This is a genomic window from Serratia sp. 22278, from assembly GCF_052045405.1.
GTDB lineage: Bacteria > Pseudomonadota > Gammaproteobacteria > Enterobacterales > Enterobacteriaceae > Serratia > Serratia marcescens.
The window spans coordinates 144,102-159,950 of the sequence record NZ_JBQEOW010000001.1; the positions used below are offsets into that span (position 1 = coordinate 144,102).

Genomic DNA, 15,849 nt, shown 5'->3' on the forward strand with positions numbered 1-15,849 from the left:
CGACGCGCTTCTTCATCACTCGCCGACATTGACGCCAATAAAAAGCCAGCCGGCATAGCCGGCTGGCATCAGTACACGTATTGCATTTCCCCTCGCGGCGCTGAATAAAAATCAGCTCGCTCGGTGATGGCGCTACGCTTACGCGTAGTGCAGCGTATCCACCAATTGCTGGTGGTTCTGCCCGGTCAGGTATACCACGGTATCGTTGAGATCCAGCGTATGGTTATCGTTGTTGTCGATAATCACATAAGAGCTGGCAGTATTACCGCCACCGCTGAATACTACGGATGCCACACCCACTTTCGACGTCAGCGAGTTGCTGCTGTCCAGACCGAGAATGCCGCCCAGCAGGCCGATAACGCCGTTGGTCAAACCGCCCACCAGAGTCCCCAACAGCGCATCCAGTGTGTCTGCGGAACGTGTGCCGTAGTCCGCGACCGCCGTGCCGGTGGCGTCATTGGAGATAGTCAGGCCGCCATGGTTAACATCGACAATCTTGTCTTTGAGGCTGCTAAAGTCCTTGATGGTCACACCCGCCTGGGTGTTACTCGCCTTGATGTCATAGGTGTTGGCACCTGCGCCACCGGTCAGCGTGGTGTTGCCAATCACGCCCAGGGTATCGGCAGCACTGGAACCTTCTACGGTCATTTGGTAACCGTTCAGGCCCAACGCCGTCAACACCGGCGCCAACAGGTTGGTGGTAATGACGCTCAGCGGCAGAATGTTCAGCAACTGAATGATGATACCGTCACCGGTACCGCCATGGCTGGAGTCGAGATTCAGACCCGCGGTGTTGGTGGACGCATTGATATCACGCACGTTGCTGAAACCGCTGCCCAGCGTCAGATCCAGCGCGTGGTCACCGGTCACGTTGATGGTCTGAACCTGCGCATTGGTGCCGGCCAAGGACAGAATGTTATCGAAGTTGCCGGTACCACCTGAGGCCACGTTCACCGTGCTCAGCGCGGTACCCAACAGGGCGCTGCTGCTGCTGTTGAGGGTGATGGCGCCGGCATTCACGTTGGCAGAGCTCACAGCATCGAAGTTGATGTTGAAGTGATCGGTGGCGTTCTGCACGAAGGTGAAATTCAGCGTACTGGCGGAGGTCGCGTCCCCTTTCACTTCCAGCTGCGCGGCGTTGCCGCCGGCGGCGTTGATGACGTTGACGTTAGCCAGACCGGAGATCACAAATCCTTGCGTGCCCAGATTAGTGGTCGCCGCGTTCTGCGTAATCGTGCCGCCGGTAGTGCCTTCAACCGTAGATGTACCGTTGGTCAGCCCAAAGTCAAAGGTGTTGGTTGGCGTAGTCACGCTGGTGGTGGTCGGTGAACCAATCAGCGGTGTCGTAATCAGCGTACCAACGGACTTGCCGATGTAGCCGGTCAGGTCGATCTTCTCGAAATTCGAGAAGTTATTGGCGTTGCTGGTCACTGTGCTGGTGCGAACGCCCAGGGCGTTCTGGTTGGTCACCACGGTTTTGGTAATGAAGTTGGCGGAGATGGAGTCCGTACCCGCGCCGCCGTCAGCCTTAACCGTGTTGGCCACGCTGTTCGCACCGCCCGAAACCCCGTTCCCAGCCCAGTGCAGGCTGTCGTTGCCGGCGCCAAGGTTAAACTGCGCCGTGCCGGCCGCAATGTTTGCCGCCGATGTGACGACTACGTCATCCGCACCCGAACTGGCATTCAGGATGACGTTGCCGTTATTGACGGTGATATCTACGCCTGGATTAACGCCGTTGTCAGACAGGTTGACCGTTGCTGCGCTGGTGCCGTTAATGGTCAGATTCGCCAGATGGTCGGCGAACTTCAGGTTCACGATGCTGGCGGCATTGGCGTTCAGTTGCACATCCGTCAACACTGCCGTTTCGGCATTGCTAATTTGGTGAGATGCGCCGGTGTTGACGGTGCCCGTCGCGTTGCCGCCGGCGGCCGTTGCCGTCAGAGACGCAGCGGTTTTGTACAGCAGGCTGGTACCGATATCGTATTCGAAGCCATGCTGCTGAGTGACGGTGGCACTGTCAGTGGCGATGGAGTTGCGCAGGTCGTTGATAATGGCCTGCGTGATGGTCGTTTTGCTCCCCAGCGCACCATAGCTGGCTAATTGCGCAGCGGTGGCGGCGGTGCCATGCACCAGGGTAAAGATATGCTGAACAAAATCATCGCCAGTCAATTGAGCGCCTTTCTTTTGCGACTCTGCGGAATTGATCAGGGTAGTGATGACTTGTGCATAAGTCTTACCGGCAAACAGTTCTTTGCTCCAGGTGTCCAGCCCGCTGGCATCGACGCCACGGCCCGGTATTGCCAGGAAGGCGGCTGCGACTTGTTCTTGATAGTTCAGGGCCGGCAGTTCACCCGGTTGCCACACGTGCGTCGCCGCCTGGAAGTGTTGTTGGGCCGTGGTATCGCCGGCGGCAACGGTGCCCTTCAGTGCTGCGATCACTTGAGCGACGACATCGCCGCGAGTCGAACCGCCACTCAGCAAGGCAAGATAGCTGCTGCTTTCGGCCGAGGTCGGTGCGCGTTCATAGCTATTTTGGAAGATGGCATTGATGAAATCGCTATCGCTTAACGTTTTCAGCGGGCTGTTGTTCACGAAGGTTTGTGCGACTGCCGCCAGCGTTTTGCCGCCCTGCGCCAATACGGTTCCCCAGTAGGTAATGCCGTCCTGAGTTTGCGTTAAGCCCACGACATGGAAAACACCCTGGACGTCAGCTGCGCCGGCCGACGATGCGGCGGTTGCGACTGGGAACAGGGTTTTTTCGACTTGGGCTTCGAAATTGCTCTGTGCTGTCAGCAGCGTTGAATCAAAACCGCTGTAGCTGAGTACGTCGTTAATCACCTTGGCGACGACGGACGCCGTGGTGGGGTTGCCCGCTAAAAGATCGGCGAGCACGCTGCTGCTAGGGGCGCTGCCGTTCACTGCGGTGTATATTTTGGTTACGATCTGAGAAGCCGTCAGACCGTTCAGGCTTGCGGTGCCTGCAATGAATTTTTGCGCAACTTGTTCCAGAGAAAGTGCAGAAGTTTCAATTTTCTGCGAGTAGTAATCTAACGCCGCGGTGTCAATATTCTTTCCAGAGATTGCAAGGAAAAAAGCAGCCGCTTTTTGCTGTGCTACTAATGTGGCCATACGTTACCCCTTTGGATGTACCCATTTTCTACGGACATAAGAAAGATGTGACCGGCCCCCCATAGCCGTGCCAGGAAGAGGTTTGGTCAGATTTTTTAGTATTAAATCTTGTAAAAACAACGGCATATAAAAATGACACACTAATGCCAATTGTTGCTTTCACGATTTAATCAAAGGAGCTGATGAGATTTTTGTCAAGGTTATAGGATTTTTTTTATTTTTTTGATTTTTGCTTTTCTATAACCAATTGTGATCTCAATTAATCCTGTGGGTTTGCTGTGTAAAATTAATGTTTTTATGTCTAAGATAATCACCTTTGGCTTTTTAACATTGGGGATTATTAGATTTCTAATGATTTAACTGGCGTGGCATCGGGAATGGCCTCGTTGATGCACGGCGGATGCGATGTGATGCCATATTCGTTTAGCCTTTGCTAACTTTTTGCTTTGTATTGTTTTTTTTTGTTCTTTTTGGCACATGTTTTTTTCATCTGCCAGCCTTGCTGGAATTCCATATATGTATCTATAGTTAATGAAAAAGCATCTGCAGTCTTGAGCATGTTTGGGGCTTTTTTTGTGAGGTTAATCTCATAAATATCAATGCGGATTGGACTGACAGTGCACATGATGTAAGGGCAGAAAGTGAATCAATTTATACCGCGCAATGAAATTGCGGATGTTATACGGACTCGCAGTAAGGTTTTTTGGACCGTTGGCATATTTACCGCATTTATTAATTTATTAATGCTAGTTCCTTCTATCTATATGCTCCAGGTTTACGACCGGGTGCTTCCTTCGCGTAATGAAATCACGCTGTTGATGCTGACGCTGATCATGTTGGGCATGTTCGGCATGATGTCGCTGTTGGAATACGTGCGCAGCATGGTGGTGATCCGTATCGGCAGTCAGCTGGATATGCGTCTCAACACGCGAGTCTACACTGCGGCCTACGAGGCGAATCTGAAAAACGGTTCTTCCGACGCCGGCCAGATGCTGAGCGACTTGACCAATCTGCGCCAATTCCTCACCGGCAGCGCGCTGTTCGCCTTCTTTGATGCGCCGTGGTTTCCGATCTATCTGTTGGTGATATTCCTGTTTAATCCTTGGTTGGGGCTTTTCGCCCTGGTCGGTGCGCTGTTGCTGATCGCATTGGCGGTGATCAACGAAATGGTGTCGAAAAAGCCGCTGGCGGAGGCCAGCAAGCTGTCGATTATGTCCGGTACGCTGGCCAGCACCAATCTGCGAAATGCCGAAGTGATCGAGGCTTTGGGGATGTTGCCTAACCTGAAACGCCGGTGGTTCGGTCTGCACCAGCGGTTTTTGAACAGTCAGCGCATCGCCAGCGAACGCGCATCGCGGGTCACATCGATCACCAAGTTTGTGCGCATGTCGCTGCAATCGCTGGTGCTGGGGCTGGGGGGCTGGCTGGCGATCGATGGGCACATCACGCCCGGTATGATGATCGCCGGCTCCATTCTGATGGGGCGAACGCTGGCGCCGATTGAGCAGGTTATTAACGTCTGGAAGAGCTACAGCGCGGCAAAGCTTTCTTATGGCCGGTTGGTCAAGCTGCTGGAAACGCACCCGCAACGTGGCACCGGTATGTCCTTGCCGCGTCCGGAAGGGGTACTCGCAGTAGAAGGCGTCACCGCCACGCCGCCGGGCTCCAAAGGCGATGCGGTATTGCATAACGTGACTTTTGCCATCCAGCCCGGTGACGTGCTGGGGATCATTGGCCCGAGCGCGTCGGGGAAATCGACGCTGGCGCGTTTGCTGGTCGGCATTTGGCCGGTCAGTGAAGGGATTGTTCGGTTGGATAATGCCGACATCTATCAGTGGAACAAGGATGAATTGGGGCCGTATATCGGCTATCTGCCGCAGGACATTGAGCTGTTTGCCGGGACTATCGCCGAGAATATCGCTCGCTTTAACGATATCGATTCAGAGAAAGTCATTGAAGCCGCTAAGCTGGCCGGTGTGCACGAACTGATCCTGCGTTTCCCTAACGGCTACGATTCGGTGCTCGGCAACGGTGGCGCTGGGTTGTCCGGTGGACAGAAACAGCGTATCGGCCTGGCGCGCGCATTGTACGGCGACCCTTCGCTGGTGGTATTGGATGAGCCTAACTCCAATCTGGATGATGCGGGCGAGAAAGCGTTGAACCAGGCCATTATGTTCCTCAAGCAACGTAATAAAACGGTGGTTCTGATTACCCATCGCACCAATTTGCTGTCGATGACCAGCAAGTTGTTGCTGTTGGTGAATGGCAACGTCAACGCGTTCGGCCCGACTCAACAAGTGCTTCAGGCGTTGGCCAATGCGCAAAAGGCGCAGACGCAACAGCCTCAGCAAGCGGTGAGGGCGGTAAATTCTGAGCCGGATGAAGGCAACATCCCAAAAACGCAAATTAATTAAGCCGTGAATTGCCTGATGGCTTCATTGCCGTCCGCAGTGTAAAGGAGTTGGTATGTCGACGCATATTGGCGAGCCGCAAGACTCGTATATTGAAGAGATCCCGCAGGATGAACGGCGGTTTACCCGGATGGGCTGGCTGGTAGTGGGAATTGGTCTGTTCGGATTTTTGGCTTGGGCAGCGTTCGCGCCTCTGGATAAAGGGGTGGCATCACCGGGATCGGTAACCGTTTCCGGCAACCGCAAAACGGTGCAGGCCCCGGCCAGCGGCATCATCAAGAATATTGCGGTGAAAGACGGCGACAAGGTGAAAGCCGGTGAGGTTCTGGTGCAATTGAGCCAGGTGCAGGCGCAGGCTCAGGTTGATTCGCTGCGCGATCAGTACTACACCACGCTGGCCACCGAAGGGCGTTTACTGGCTGAACGCGATGGTCTGAGCAAGGTCACTTTTTCCCCTGTTTTCACCCAGGTTAAGGATCAGCCGCGCGTGGCCGAAATCATCGCGTTGCAAACGCAGCTGTTCGCCTCTCGCCGCCAGGGGCTGCAAAGTGAAATTGACGGTTATAAGCAGTCGATGGATGGGATCCGCTTCCAGTTGAAAGGCCTGCAGGATTCGCGCGCCAACAAGCAGATCCAACTTTCCAGCCTGCGTGAGCAGATGAACAGCATGAAGCAACTGGCGGCGGACGGTTATTTGCCGCGCAATCGTTATCTGGAAGTCCAGCGCCAGTTCGCTGAGGTGAACAGCAGCATCGATGAAACCATCGGGCGGATTGGTCAATTGCAAAAGCAGCTGCAGGAATCTCAGCAGCGCATCGATCAACGCTTCGCCGACTATCAGCGCGAGGTCAGGACGCAACTGGCGCAAACCCAAATGGACGCCAGCGAGTTCCGCAACAAGCTGCAAATGGCCGACTTCGATCTGGGCAACACCGCCATCATCTCACCGGTGGATGGCACCGTGGTCGGATTGAATATTTTCACTCAGGGGGGCGTCGTGGGAGCGGGTGACCACCTGATGGACGTTGTGCCCAGCCAGGCGACGCTGGTAGTGGATTCTCGCCTGAAAGTCGATTTGATCGACAAGGTGTACAACGGGTTGCCGGTGGATCTGATGTTTACCGCCTTCAACCAAAACAAAACCCCGAAAATTCCGGGGACGGTCACGTTGGTTTCCGCCGACCGCCTGGTCGACAAATCCAATGGAGAACCTTACTACCAGATGCAGGTCACGGTCTCGCCGGAGGGCATGAAGATGCTCAGTGGCGAGGACATCAAGCCGGGGATGCCGGTCGAGGTGTTCGTGAAAACGGGCTCGCGCTCGCTGCTGAGCTATCTGTTTAAACCTATTTTGGATCGCGCTCATACTTCATTAACCGAGGAATAATTTTGATTCAATCAAAACGACAGGCTGCCGGTCTGGTTATCGGCACCCTTTTGTTTGCGATATCTGCGCCGGTTTATTCGATAGGGATTTTAGACGCATATTCGCTGGCATTAGAAAAGGACCCGACCTTCCGGGCGGCTATAAAAGAGAAAGAAGCGGGAGATGAGAACGAAAACATCGGTAGGGCGGGGCTGCTGCCGAAGGTGTCGTTGAACTATCAGAATTCACCGCGCAATTGGCAGACGCAAAAATATCCGCAGAGCGACTTTTTCGGCAATGTTTCGGAGGTCACCCGGCGGCAGCAATATCGCAGTTATTCCAGTTCGATCACGCTGACGCAGCCGCTGTTCGATTATGAAGCGTACGCGCGCTACAAAGCCGGCGTGGCTCAGACGATGATGTCGGACGAGCGCTATCGCGGCAAGTTGCTGGATCTTGCGGTTAGGGTGATTAACGCCTATGTCGAAGTGGCCTATTCCAAGGATCAAATCGCGTTGGCCGAAGCGCAAAAGGCGGCTTACAAGGAACAGTTGACCTTGAACGATCGCCTGATGAGCGCCGGTGAAGGCACCATTACCGACGTATCGGAAACCCAGGCGCGCTACAGCCTGGCCGAAGCGCAGGTAATCGAAGCGCGCGATGCGCTGGACGCCGCCCAGCGCGAATTGGAAGTGATTATCGGCATGCCGCTGAACCAACTGGATGAATTGCAGGTTTTGCGTCCGGGCAAGTTTAAGGTGGCGCCGCTGATCCCGTCCAAGTTCGAAGAGTGGCAAAAGATCGCGCTGGAGAACAACCCGGTGTTGGCCGCGTCGCGTCATGGCGTGGACGCCGCCAAGTATGATGTCGAAAGGAATCGTGCGGGCTTTATGCCTCAGGTTCAGCTGTATGCTTCGCATTCGGAAAACGACTCCAGCAGCGATAATACGGTTAACCAGAAATACCGTACCGACAGCATCGGCGTGCAGGTCAGCATGCCTATTTATTCCGGCGGCGGCGTTTCGGCGTCGACCCGGCAGGCCGCGGCGCGCTATGGCCAGGCGATGTATGAAATGGATGCACAGACGGGCACCACGCTCAACGATCTGCGCAAGCAATACAATTTGTGCATCAGCAGCCGCGCCAAGGTGGCGGCCTATGAGTTGGCGGTACAATCGGCTACGACACAGGTGACGGCGACTCGGCAGAGCGTACTGGCCGGGCAACGCGTCAACGTCGATGTGCTCAACGCCGAACAGCAGCTCTATAGCGCCCAGCGCGATCTGGCTTCCGCCAAGTACGCCTACATCAAATCATGGATCACCTTGCTGAGCGATTCCGGTACGTTGGATGAAAAAGATGTTATGCGGGTCGCGCAGTATTTTGCCCGCAGTCGCTAGTCCGGTTTTGCGATGAGGCGAGTATTTATCTGAAAGGGAGCAGCGTTAAGCTGCTCTTTTTGTTTTGTTGCGTTATGTTATCGGTCGGTGGCCGCAGGCCTGATTTTCGTTCGTTTGCCAGAGGGGCGATGGCACTGTATCAACCGGTTGTATTCAATCGCTGCCTCCGGCGCAGTTAAGCTGTGTGATAACGCAGAGAGCGCGGCGTGCTAGCGGTTTTAATCCGTGTTTTTCAGCACGCAGTGATGGCTGAGTTCGGCCTGAACGGCTCTCAGGTGCCAGAGTCATGACGCGACGAGAGAGAGCGACCGTTGCCGTTTATGGTGCTTTACGGTCGATGAGCCGTAAACCTTTGATGATCGAAAAGGATGCGTGATTCTACGTTTTATTTAAAATAAGCCTATGGCTTTAGACGGCTGTTTTTCTTGAGCGCGTTGGGCGCGAGTGAGGGGTTTGTATGGCGGTTTTAGTTACTGGCGGAGCCGGCTACATCGGTTCACATACAGTTTTGATGCTGTTGGAGCGCGGTGAAGAGGTGGTGGTATTGGATAATCTGTCGAACTCGTCAGCGGAGTCTTTACACCGCGTAGAGAAACTGACGGGAAAAGCCGCCGTGTTTTACCAAGGTGATGTTCAGGATGCGGAATGCTTGCATCGCATCTTTGAAGCGCACTCGATTACCGGCGTGATCCACTTCGCCGGTCTTAAGGCAGTAGGGGAATCTACGCGTAAGCCGCTGGAATACTACCAGAATAATGTCACCGGAACGTTGGTGTTACTGGACGCTATGCGCCGCGCCGGCGTGTATGCGTTTATCTTTAGTTCGTCCGCTACCGTTTATGGTGCCCATTCACCGGTGCCTTATGTCGAGACGACACCGATCGGCGGAACGACAAGCCCTTATGGCACGTCGAAGCTGATGGTGGAGCAGATCCTGCAAGATGTCGCCAAGGCTGAGCCGCAATTTTCGATTATTGCCTTGCGCTACTTTAATCCGGTAGGCGCCCATGAGTCGGGGTTGATCGGTGAGGATCCTAACGGTATTCCCAATAACCTGTTGCCCTACATCTCGCAGGTGGCCATCGGCAAACTGGAAAAGCTGGGTATTTTCGGCGGGGATTATCCGACGACCGATGGGACGGGAGAGCGCGACTACATCCATGTCATGGATCTGGCCGAAGGCCACCTGAAAGCGATGGATCATCTGCCTAAGCTCCGCGGATTTAAGGCCTATAACCTTGGGGCTGGTGTAGGGCACTCGGTACTGGCGATGGTGCAGGCATTCGAAAAAGCGTCGGGGGTCACGATCCCTTACCAAATATTACCGCGTCGCGAAGGCGATCTGCCTGCCTTCTGGGCGAACGCCGATCTGGCTTATCAGGAGCTGGGGTGGAAAGTGAGTCGGGGTATCGATGACATGATGCGCGATACCTGGAACTGGCAGAAGAAAAACCCTAAAGGGTACCGTGACTGATTGTCTTCGGTATCACGACCTGAATGATGCCGACCGGCATCATTCAGGTTTGGCTTGACATCACCGAGTTTGAGGAATCTCCAGCAATTCCAATAGGCGATTATTGACTTTGTCTGCGTCAAATCTTTCTTGGGCCAATTGATAACTGGCAAGTCCCATATCCGTTATCTTTTGTGGGTTTTCGATCAATTCGCACATCTTTTCCGCTAGCTCAGCATGTGACCAGCGTTTGACTAAATAACCGTTAACGCCTTGAACTACTGTTTCCCGACAACCCGGCACATCCGTGCTTAAAACGGCACGTCCCATGGCCATTGCTTCCTGAGTACTACGCGGGATCCCTTCGCGATAGTAGGAAGGTAAAACGAAAACGCTGGACTTCGCAATCCATTCCGCCACGTTTGAAACATGGCCTGGGGCGATGATGATATCGTCTTCAATTAAATTATTCAGGCATTTTACTGTTAAGCTACCTGGGTTTTGCGTATCTATCGCGCCTAACATATAGAAGCGAGTTTCTGGGTATTTAGCTTTAACTATTTTTGCGGCGGCGACGTATTCGTGAACCCCTTTTTCGGCCAACAAACGGGCGATAAAGATGAAGGAAACGGGGGACGTCGGAGGGGGCGTGAAAGGATAGTCAGCCAGATTCAAACCGATACCGCCTAAGACATGTGCCTGCTTGACGTTGATTTTGCAGTTAACCAGCAGATCATGACGATCGTCAGGATTCAGAAGAATGAGCGCATCAAGGCTTGGGAAGATACAACGGTAGAGCATGACCTGAATCTTTTTTAAAAGCCTTACTTTCCTGCTCACACCTTGCGGCTGTTCAGTAAATAGGTAGCCCAAGCCTTCCAGCATCGCGTAACGTTTTTTAACGCCCGCCATGACTGCCGCCAAAGTGCCAAAGATGCTGGGTTTAGAAAAGTAGGAAAAAACCAGGTCGGGAGCTAAACGCTTTAACTGTTTGCTAAGCGCATAGGTATCCAGGAAATCTTTTAGCGGATTGAGGCCTGTCCGGCTGAATTTATAGTCAACCGGTATCGCTCCCAGATTTGTAACCTGCATGCGTGTGTTGTCATCATAATCCAGAGCCAGGGCGTAAACCGTATGCCCCTGCTGGTGCAATGACTTTATCAGATCGGCTCTAAAGCCAACCACACAATTTGCTGCTGTACCTATTAGTGCTATTTTCATAAAAACCTTATCAATATACCGCCAAAGCCATTAATTATTGTTTTTTAGCTCTGTATAAATACATTCCCACTGTGTAACTATTTCATCTAAAGCGTATTTTTCTTTGACACGTCGTCGAGCATGCTGACCTAAATGTCGCCTATCTTGCAAGGACATCCTTTCTATCGAAGCCATGGCATTGGCGAGCGCTTCAGGGTCTTTGATCGGAACCAGCAAACCATTCTCGCCCGTATTGCCGATGATTTCTCCGGGGCCGCCGCTATTGGTGACGACGACAGGAAGTTCAGAAGCCATCGCTTCAGCGACGACCAAGCCATATCCTTCCCATTCCGATGACAAGACAAAACCATCGACCTGGCGATACAGTTGCTCAATATCATTACGAACGCCAAGAAATTCAATGCGTTTTTCCAATCCAGCCTGCTCAACCTGTCGTTGTAAAGTTTCAAACAATGGGCCTTGGCCGGCGATCAGTAGTTGGCTGTCTGAGAGTTTGCCAAAGGCCGCAATCAGCGTCGGGTAATCTTTCTGTTCGACCAGACGCCCGACGGCCAACCAGCGGAAAGGGCGCTCTAAAGAGGCGCTGTGTTCTTTCCCTGGGCTGAACTTGGCAGTATCAATTCCATTGGGAATGGTACGAGTATTGCGTGCCTTGAAAACGCGTTCGCCAATAAACCGGCGTGTGGCCGCTTCGCTGATCGTTGTGTTCAACTGGCTGAGCGGGTTGGTCAGGCGATATGCCCAATCGCGAATTTTTCCGCCTTCATGTGTGTTGTGCGCCGTGCAAACTAATTTCAAAGAAGGCGTGAACAACCGCACCAGGCGAGCCAACAGGTTCGCGTGCACCATATGGCTGTGTACGACATCCGGCCGATTGCGCAACAGTTCCTTGCGCAAGCGGAGCAGTGCGAGCGGCAAGTCTTTACCTGAACGCATGCCCAGATCATGGAGTGGGACGCCGGCGGTGGCCAATCGATCGACAAATACTGCAGATGTCGGTGGTATCAATGAGATCAGGCGCACTTGATGGCCGCGCTCGGCCAATTTCTCGAGCAGCGTGACAACTTGATATTCGGCGCCGCCGATCTCAAGACCGGTGATCACGTAGTCTATACGCATCGCTGTTTTACCCTTGGCGCTGACGATAAGAAATGAATAACTTCTTGATCAGAGAATGCGGTAACCAACTGATCGTCCATAAAGCCATTTTTAACTTGTCGCCGAGCGGAGCATTTTTTAACGATTGGCGTGCCGTCGCACACTGTCGGTTAAGCAAGCTATAGGTAATATGCGCCAAACGTATCCGGCGAAACTCCTCGGGATGATCGCGCTGCAGCCGCTCGCCGAAATCGGCCAGCGCCATTTCAGCCAGTTGCTGGTGGTAGGCGGCCTTGCTGATTTGCGATGAAAAATGCGTCAAGCGCACTGTGGCATCGTTGGAAACCCGCACCAACGGCCGATCATACGAAGGAATACCGAATTTCTCCGCAACTTTCCACCACAGCAGGTGTTCGCCACCGGCGCGATTTTCAGGATAGCGTAAGCCGGTGCCTAAAAATTGTTCACGATCAAAAACGGGCGTGAAATCGCCGGTAATGGTTTTGTTCACGTAGTCATCGAAAGTGATCAGACGAAATTCTTCTTTCTGATTTTTCTTGCTGACGGCAAATTGATACACCGGATACATCGACGTTTCAGGGTCGGGTAGACGTGCGGCCAAATACTCAGCCGTACCGGGTTCGAGCGTATCGTCATCGTCAAGCATCAAGACCCAGGGGGAGCTAGCCAACGCTAAGCCTTGCATGCGAGCGGGACCAGGGCCGCCGTTGACGGGCATGCGATGAAAGATCAGGTCGTCTATAGCAAGTTCCGGCTGCGCTGTCGTGGACGCGTCGTCAACCACTATGATTTGTATCTTGTTGTGCCTATTCCTTTCGGTCACAACGGAATCCACTGCGCGCGCGAGCAGATCTGGGCGGTTATAGGTAGTTATAACCACGCTTAGGGCAAAGTTACTCAAACTGGCTTCCTTCACAATCGAGAATAAAGCAATGACTCATGACTATCCTGTTACTGTCGGTGCCGCAATCGGGCAAGTGTAGGTGTTTGTGGCGCGACACCTGACGGTTTTCGACAGAATAAAAAAAGCAATAAGGAAAACATGGTTATCTCTGCAACCAAGAAGGCGATAGTCATGCCTAATCCGCCTAATGTGGGAACCAGGAGGAAGGCAAGCAGGCAGATTATCGCTATATTGATCATCATGACCCGGCTGGCAACTTGCTCTTTACCGCCAGGTATAAACCACAATATGGCCAACGCCATGCTGCAAATGCGTAAAGGGACAACCCATACCAAAATGCTTAATAGCTCAATGGCATCCTGATAGCCGGGGCCGAAGATGGTATTCACCAGCCAACCGGCTAGCCAAACGGTCAGCAGAGCGAAGGCGATCGTTACGGTGAACAACGCTCCCAGCGCGAGGGTAACAACCCGTTTTGCGGTATGCGTCGAGTCGGATTGCAGTCTGACCAGATGGGGAAACGCAGCATTCAGAACGGGGGCTGCTAAACCGCTCGCAGCTCGAACCAGTTTTTCGGCGGGCACAAAGGCGCCAACCGTACGAGCTCCGCCCAATAATCCCAGTAGTGTAGACGCGATCGACCCCATGATGCTTTGAGCCCCTTTGTATAAAAAGAGTTCCCAGCTTTCACGCAGAACGGTAACGGCACCGCGAAAGCTGATGCGACCTAAACCAGTGGAGCGCATCATCAGCAAGGTTGGAAGTAGGGTGTTAATGATGCCCACAGTGGCTTGAATCATGAGTACACGTTGAGCGTGTTGTGGTGAGGACACCAGCAAAATGGTAAATAAAAGCCCCGTGCTGCGTAAGCCTAAATCCAGCAATGCCGGCAAAACCAGTTTTTCGATCCCGACGTAGTACCATAGCGGTGTAAAACCGAACGCCAGAATGAATAGCGATATCCACACGAACCAATGATGAGGGATCGTCGTGGCACCGGAGCCTGTCAGGATCAGGACGGCTACGGCGACACCAACGGCCATACTGAGCAGCAGTTTGGCAAACAACACATTGCTTACCAACTGAGCCAGCTGTTGCTTGTTTTCTCTGATCTTGACAACGGCACGCGCGGCGCTGAAATTGAAGCCGAATTCAACAAATACCGAGGCTGTCAGAGCGATGCCTAGCGCATAAAGCACTTGCCCGTAGTTTTGTTGGCCTAGAGCGCGAGCCAGTACGGGCAATTCGATAAGCGGAATGAACAACCCGCCTATTTGTGCCAGCATTAACCAAAAGGTATTAGTCGCGACGCGGGACATGGCATATCACAATAGAAATTGCGGTTAAAACGATGGCCCATTCGGTTAACTCATTGCTGAGGGGGTGGAAACATCCCATGAACAAGAACAGAGCCAGCACCGATAAGGGACTCAACATAGACTCGAAGCGTTCGACAAAAAGCTCCCGCTTTTCGAAGACGAATTTCAGACCGTAATAGAGAGGAGTCAAAATAAACAGCAGGTAGCCGATGAACGATAAAACGCCCTCATCAGCCAATAACTGAAGATAGGTCATGTGAATCACGCTGTCGGCGCCAAAATCATCGACCCGAGTGCTGCCAAAACCGCCTCCCCAAGGGAATTTATCTACGGTTTGCTGCCACCCGGTGTGCAGCATTTGCAAACGTATACTGTTGTCGCCTTTGACCAAACGGTCTGCCGTCGTTTCTTTTGGCGCGGCCAAAGTTTCTTCGAGAGTATGACTAATACTGAGGTTGGCCGTATCGGCATGATTGCTCGTGCGCTTCTCCATCAATTGAACAAGCAGTTTGTCATAATCTCCTGAAACCCAGCCCAAGAGTACGGGCTGAATAAGTGAGAACGACAGCAAGGTCACGACTATCAGGCTAAGATGACCGCGCACAGGCTGGGTTTGCACGCGAGCAAAGAAGGCAATCATTGCCAAGGCTCCCCATACTAACGCCAGCCACAGCATAGAGGTACGGCTACCGTCAAGCGCCATGACCAGCACTGCGCCGAATGCTAACAGCACATTGATAAAATTGGTTTTTTTTAAGCAGCGCCAAACAGCAAAAGGCCATACAAAGGCGCCGATTTTCCAAATGACACCGGGCCAACTGGCGAGCCACCCCATGCGTCCATCGCCTAAAATCACCATCGCGTCAAGTTGGCGGAAGAGCGCCAAAAGTATCAGCGGCACCAATGAAATGACGAGTGTGATGCTAAGCGCTTTTTCAAGCAAAGCGGATGAGAGCGGGGAAATTAGCAACAGGCAGAGAAGTGCAAACATGAAAGCGACGTATTTCGCCAACGTATACAGCCCTGTGCCGTGATTCATCACCGCCGCTATAGCTATGCCTGCCATAAACAGCAGCCAGCCTATCATCATGGGCTTGTAGTTGCGCAGGTTGCGCAGTCGTGCGCGAACCGTTTGCGCCGGCGAAAGAGGTGAGGCCATCAATGAGGTGGCAGCCGCAGCGGACAGCAACATCAACTGGATGAGCCAATTAAAATTGCCGCCAATATAAATCTTAATCGTTCCCAACATTGAGAACACGATGAAAATAATAGAGAAAATGCTGGAAAGTACGCGCACTTTTGACCCCAACTGTGATTTAACTGCGAGATTGTACAGGATCCGTGCTCGTCATCAATAAACCTTCACCTTTAACACGCAATCTTCCTGCATTTTTTAGTGACTTCAGTCGCTGTGCTTGACTGTTTTAGCAGCATTCTTTGTCAACCGTCTATCGCACCAATCACTACCCACACGAGGCAATCCTGAGTTAACATGTGTGCCACATCACAAAACCTGCTGGCCGACGT

10 protein-coding genes are annotated in these 15,849 nt (G+C 52.9%); 4 read left to right on the forward strand and 6 right to left on the reverse strand.

Annotation, left to right across the window (positions count from 1 at the left end; translation table 11 throughout):
* Nucleotides 1-138 precede the first annotated feature (138 nt).
* On the reverse strand, nt 139-3,129 hold the full coding sequence (locus tag ACTJJ6_RS00675) for a beta strand repeat-containing protein (RefSeq protein ID WP_079450991.1): 2,991 nt from the start codon (nt 3,127-3,129) through the stop codon (nt 139-141).
* 641 nt (nt 3,130-3,770) lie between these two features.
* Between ACTJJ6_RS00675 and ACTJJ6_RS00680 the strand changes: the two genes are divergently transcribed.
* From ACTJJ6_RS00680 to galE, 4 genes are all read left to right on the forward strand, one after another.
* Nucleotides 3,771-5,543: a type I secretion system permease/ATPase gene (locus ACTJJ6_RS00680; RefSeq protein WP_028127960.1), complete on the forward strand. Its 1,773-nt coding sequence runs from the start codon at nt 3,771-3,773 to the stop codon at nt 5,541-5,543.
* A 52-nt stretch (nt 5,544-5,595) separates the two neighbouring features.
* Nucleotides 5,596-6,927 carry an HlyD family type I secretion periplasmic adaptor subunit gene (locus ACTJJ6_RS00685; RefSeq protein WP_016928416.1) on the forward strand — a complete coding sequence of 444 codons (1,332 nt, stop codon included), beginning with the start codon at nt 5,596-5,598 and terminating at the stop codon, nt 6,925-6,927.
* A 2-nt stretch (nt 6,928-6,929) separates the two neighbouring features.
* Nucleotides 6,930-8,306: a TolC family outer membrane protein gene (locus ACTJJ6_RS00690; RefSeq protein ID WP_016928415.1), complete on the forward strand. Its 1,377-nt coding sequence runs from the start codon at nt 6,930-6,932 to the stop codon at nt 8,304-8,306.
* Between the two features lie 457 nt (nt 8,307-8,763).
* Nucleotides 8,764-9,780, forward strand: coding sequence for a UDP-glucose 4-epimerase GalE (gene galE, locus ACTJJ6_RS00695; RefSeq protein WP_049299815.1), 1,017 nt, complete (start codon nt 8,764-8,766; stop codon nt 9,778-9,780).
* 60 nt (nt 9,781-9,840) lie between these two features.
* Here the strand turns inward: galE and ACTJJ6_RS00700 are convergent, their stop codons facing one another.
* Genes ACTJJ6_RS00700 through ACTJJ6_RS00720 form a run of 5 tightly spaced genes read right to left on the reverse strand, consistent with a single transcriptional unit; the run spans nt 9,841 to nt 15,619 of the window.
* Nucleotides 9,841-10,980 carry a glycosyltransferase family 4 protein gene (locus ACTJJ6_RS00700; protein ID WP_028127962.1) on the reverse strand — a complete coding sequence of 380 codons (1,140 nt, stop codon included), beginning with the start codon at nt 10,978-10,980 and terminating at the stop codon, nt 9,841-9,843.
* Nucleotides 10,981-11,010: 30 nt separating this feature from the next.
* Nucleotides 11,011-12,099: a glycosyltransferase gene (locus ACTJJ6_RS00705; RefSeq protein ID WP_049299813.1), complete on the reverse strand. Its 1,089-nt coding sequence runs from the start codon at nt 12,097-12,099 to the stop codon at nt 11,011-11,013.
* A gap of 7 nt (nt 12,100-12,106) precedes the next feature.
* Entirely contained in the window at nt 12,107-13,000 is an 894-nt protein-coding gene (locus tag ACTJJ6_RS00710; RefSeq protein WP_157783257.1) for a glycosyltransferase family 2 protein, read from the reverse strand.
* Nucleotides 13,001-13,050: 50 nt separating this feature from the next.
* Nucleotides 13,051-14,322, reverse strand: coding sequence for an oligosaccharide flippase family protein (locus ACTJJ6_RS00715; RefSeq protein ID WP_016928410.1), 1,272 nt, complete (start codon nt 14,320-14,322; stop codon nt 13,051-13,053).
* Nucleotides 14,303-15,619, reverse strand: a complete 1,317-nt coding sequence (locus ACTJJ6_RS00720; RefSeq protein WP_228009658.1) for a hypothetical protein — start codon at nt 15,617-15,619, stop codon at nt 14,303-14,305. Before ACTJJ6_RS00720 ends, ACTJJ6_RS00715 begins: the two co-directional genes overlap by 20 nt.
* Between the last annotated feature and the right edge of the window lie 230 nt (nt 15,620-15,849).

Excerpts from the sequence above, each read along its gene's own strand:
- ACTJJ6_RS00685 (WP_016928416.1), top strand. The coding sequence starts at position 5,596 with ATGTCGACGCATATTGGCGAGCCGCAAGACTCGTATATTGAAGAGATC.
- ACTJJ6_RS00705 (WP_049299813.1), bottom strand. The coding sequence starts at position 12,099 with ATGCGTATAGACTACGTGATCACCGGTCTTGAGATCGGCGGCGCCGAA.
- ACTJJ6_RS00715 (WP_016928410.1), bottom strand. The coding sequence starts at position 14,322 with ATGTCCCGCGTCGCGACTAATACCTTTTGGTTAATGCTGGCACAAATA.
- ACTJJ6_RS00700 (WP_028127962.1), bottom strand. The coding sequence starts at position 10,980 with ATGAAAATAGCACTAATAGGTACAGCAGCAAATTGTGTGGTTGGCTTT.
- galE (WP_049299815.1), top strand. The coding sequence starts at position 8,764 with ATGGCGGTTTTAGTTACTGGCGGAGCCGGCTACATCGGTTCACATACA.
- ACTJJ6_RS00675 (WP_079450991.1), bottom strand. The coding sequence starts at position 3,129 with ATGGCCACATTAGTAGCACAGCAAAAAGCGGCTGCTTTTTTCCTTGCA.